At 75.1% G+C, this 3,556-nt stretch carries 2 protein-coding genes and 2 pseudogenes; 2 read left to right on the top strand and 2 right to left on the bottom strand.

Annotation, left to right across the window (positions count from 1 at the left end):
• A pseudogene (locus Q0588_RS09905) lies at positions 1-150 on the bottom strand (transcription elongation factor); the annotation flags it as partial.
• Positions 151-226: 76 nt separating this feature from the next.
• Here Q0588_RS09905 and Q0588_RS09900 point away from each other — a divergent pair.
• Complete coding sequence (locus Q0588_RS09900; RefSeq protein ID WP_298745791.1) at positions 227-1,456, top strand: TIGR03862 family flavoprotein; 1,230 nt, start codon at positions 227-229, stop codon at positions 1,454-1,456.
• Positions 1,453-2,586, top strand: a complete 1,134-nt coding sequence (locus Q0588_RS09895; protein WP_298745790.1) for a serine hydrolase domain-containing protein — start codon at positions 1,453-1,455, stop codon at positions 2,584-2,586. The genes Q0588_RS09900 and Q0588_RS09895 overlap by 4 nt, the downstream gene beginning before the upstream one ends.
• On the opposite strand, the pseudogene Q0588_RS09890 reads toward Q0588_RS09895, so the two are convergent.
• A pseudogene (locus tag Q0588_RS09890) lies at positions 2,571-3,556 on the bottom strand (hypothetical protein); the annotation flags it as partial. The gene Q0588_RS09895 and the pseudogene Q0588_RS09890 overlap by 16 nt on opposite strands.

Raw genomic sequence — 3,556 nt, 5'->3', positions numbered from 1 at the left:
GTTATAGGCCGCCCGCGCCTCGGCCAGGGCGGCCTCGATCTTCGCCAGCCCCTCGAGGGTGACGAGGTTCGGGTGGGGCGAGATCGGGCGGTCGGGAAGGTCGGCGGCCGTGGCCTCCAGGTCTTCCTCGCGGGTGAAGGCGACGCTCATGGAACGAAAGCGTATGCCGTACCCGGACGTTCCGGTCCATGGAGACCCGCGGGACGGATGGGGGTATGGGTCGGCGATGACGCAGACCTCCCCCGCCGTGCATGTGATCGGGGCCGGACCGGCCGGCCTGGCCGCGGCCGAACGGCTGGCGCGGGCGGGGGTGGCGGCGACCGTCCACGAGGCGATGCCGTCCGTGGCGCGGAAATTCCTGATGGCGGGGCGAGGCGGGCTGAACCTGACCCATTCGGAACCGCTGGAGGCCTTCACCGGCCGTTACGGCGAGGCGTCGGGGACGGTGGCGGGATGGCTGGAGCGGTTCTCGCCGACCCATCTGATCGGCTGGGCCGAGGGGCTGGGGCAGCCGGTGTTCACCGGTTCCTCGGGGCGGGTGTTCCCGCGGACCATGAAGGCCTCGCCGCTGCTGCGGGCCTGGCTGGGGCGGCTGGCGGAGCTGGGCGTCGAGGTGCGGACGCGGTCGCGCTGGATCGGCCGCCGCGACGGCGGCTGGGTGTTCGCGACCCCCGACGGCGAGCGGATCGAGCGGCCGGACGCGGTGGTGCTGGCGCTCGGCGGGGCGAGCTGGCCGCGGCTCGGTTCGGACGGCGGCTGGCGGGAACGGCTGGAGGCGCAGGGCGTCGACGTCGCGCCGTTCCGGCCGTCCAACGTCGGCTTCGACGTGAACTGGTCCGAGGTGTTCGCGGGACGCTTCGCCGGGCAGCCGCTGAAGCCCGTGGCCCTGACCTTCGGCGAGACCACGGTGCGCGGCGAGGCGATGGTGACCCGCTACGGCCTGGAGGGCGGGGCCGTCTATGCGCTTTCGGCGCCGCTGCGCGATGCGATCGGGCGGGACGGCTCGGCGACCCTGGCCGTCGACCTGCGCCCGGACCTGAGCGTCGAGGCCCTGGCGGGGCGGCTGGCCCGGCCGCGCGGCAAGGACAGCGCCGCCAACTGGCTGCGCAAGGCCGCCGGCCTGTCCCCGGCCGGCGCCGGCCTGCTGCGCGAGATCCCGGGCGACCTGCCCCGGGGCGCGGACAAGCTGGCGCGGCGGATCAAGGCGGTGCGGCTGACCCTGACGGGGGTGCAGGGCCTGGAGCGCGCCATCTCCTCGGCCGGCGGCGTGCGGTTCGAGGCGGTGGACGACCGGCTGATGCTGAAGGCGGCGCCGGGGGTGTTCGTCGCCGGCGAGATGCTGGACTGGGAGGCGCCCACCGGCGGCTATCTGCTGCAGGCGTCGATGGCCTCCGGCGTGGTCGCGGCGGAAGGAGTGCTGGACTGGCTGGCCCGCGGCGTTAGGACAGGGTCATGACCGACCTGCCCGACATCGACGGCGTCTGCCCGCCGCGCTTTTCCGCCGTCAAGGACGCCTTCGCGGCCAATTTCACCGACGCCCCGGAGGGGTTGAACGAACTGGCCGCCGGCTTCAGCGTCTGCATCGACGGCGAGACGGTCGTCGACCTGCGGGCCGGCTGGGCCGACACGGCCCGGACGCGGCGGTTCAGGGCCGACACCCTGGTCCCGGTGTTCTCGACCGGCAAGGCGGTGATGGCGACGCTGATCGCCCTGTGCGTCGAACGGGGCCTGCTGGACTATGAACAGCCGGTGGCCCGCTACTGGCCCGCCTTCGGGCAGGCCGGCAAGGCGGCGGTCACGGTCGGCCAGCTGATGAGCCACCAGGCGGGCCTGCCGGGCTTCGACGACGACGTCGACCCGAGCATCTGGTTCGACCCGACCACGGTGCTGGAGCGGCTGTGCGCCCAGGCCCCGATGTGGAAGCCCGGCACGGCCAGCGGCTATCATCCGATCACCATCGGCTATCTGGCCGGCGAGCTGTTCCGGCTCGTCGACGGGCGAACCATGGGGACCGCGCTGCGCGAGGAATTCGCCGGGCTGGACCTGTGGATCGGCCTGCCCGAGGCGGAGCACGGCCGCGTGGCCCAGATGCGCAAGCCGACCGCCGCGCCGGACCTGGGGACCATCGACGCGGTCAAGCGCTCGGCCTTCCTCGACAAGGGCTCGGCGCCGGGCGGGCGGGGCTCGGCGGAGTGGCGGATGATGGAGATCCCGTCGGCCAATCTGCACGGCACGGCGCTCGATCTGGCGCGGCTGATGACGGTCGCGGCGACGGGCGGGTTCGCAGGGCGATCCGTCCTGTCCGCCGGAACCCTGGAGCAGATGCGGCGGGAACGGATCGCGGGCGTCGACCGCGTCGTGCCGTTCGACATCAGCTGGGCCGCGGGCGTGATGCGCAACGAGCGCCTCGGCGTGTTCGGCCCGAACCCGGCGGCCGTGGGCCACTCGGGCTGGGGCGGCAGCTGCGCCTGGGCCGATCCGGAGGCGAGGCTGTCGGCCGCCTATGTGATGACCCGCCAGTCGGCGCACCTGATCGGCGACCCGCGGGCGGTGCGGTTGCAGAGAGCGCTCTACTCCGCCTTGTGACGGCCGGGCGCCGTCAGTCCGCCGATAACGCCGGACAGGACGGCCAGACCCGCGCAGGTCAGGACCACCACGCGGAAGGCGGCGTGGAAGGCGTCGCGGGCGGCGGGCTCGAGATCGGCCCCGCCCATCACCTCGCCCAGCAAGCCGCGGGCGTCCGGGCTGTCGACGCCCGACACGAACACCGCAGACAGGATGACGCCGAGCAGGGCGATGGCCAGCAGGGCGGCGATGCGGGCGACCGCGTTGTTGATCCCCGAGGCGACGCCTGTGTGCCCCTCCGGCACGGCGCCCATGACGGCGGCGGTAAGCGGGCCGACGGCGAGGGTCATGCCGACGGCCAGGACCGTCATCCCCGCCAGCGGCCCGTCGACGTAGCCGGCGCCGGGCGCCGGCCAGGCGAGCAGGGCGAGGCCGACGCCGGCGAGGACGGGGCCGAGACTGAGCGACAGCCTCGCGCCGAAGCGGTCGGCCAGCGAATCGCGCGGCAACGCGGCGAGGTCGCCGAGCGTCTCGACGCCCAGGCGCACGAGCTGCTCGGGCAGCGCGGCGGTCTGCGCCCGGTGGCGCAGCAGCGTGACCGGCTGCTCGCCCAGGAACGCGCGCACGCCCGCCGCGTCGACGACGCGCGGACGCCGCGCCCGCGCCACCGACGCCGCGGCCAGCGCGGCGAACCGCGTGGGCCCGGCGCCGAGCCGCGCCGGGCGATCCAGCGCCCGGCGGGTCTCGCGCAGCACGCCATCCAGGTGGCCGCCGTGCAGGCGCCGCAGGCCGCGGGCGTCGAAGCACGCCTGCCCGGGCTCGGGCGCCTCGACGGCCGCGCCGATCGACTCCAGGCGGACGAGCACGCCCTCCCAGGCGTCGGCGACGCCGACCGGATCGGGCGGGACGAGCGCCAGCCGCGGGCAGCGCGCGAGCGCCTCGCCCATCCGCATGCCGGGATGGATGCCGAAGGTCTCGGCGGCCGGCGAGA

The organism is uncultured Brevundimonas sp. (genome assembly GCF_937870815.1).
Lineage (GTDB): Bacteria > Pseudomonadota > Alphaproteobacteria > Caulobacterales > Caulobacteraceae > Brevundimonas.
The sequence above is the reverse complement of the archived record's forward strand: the minus strand, read 5'-3'. Positions and strand labels throughout refer to the sequence as shown.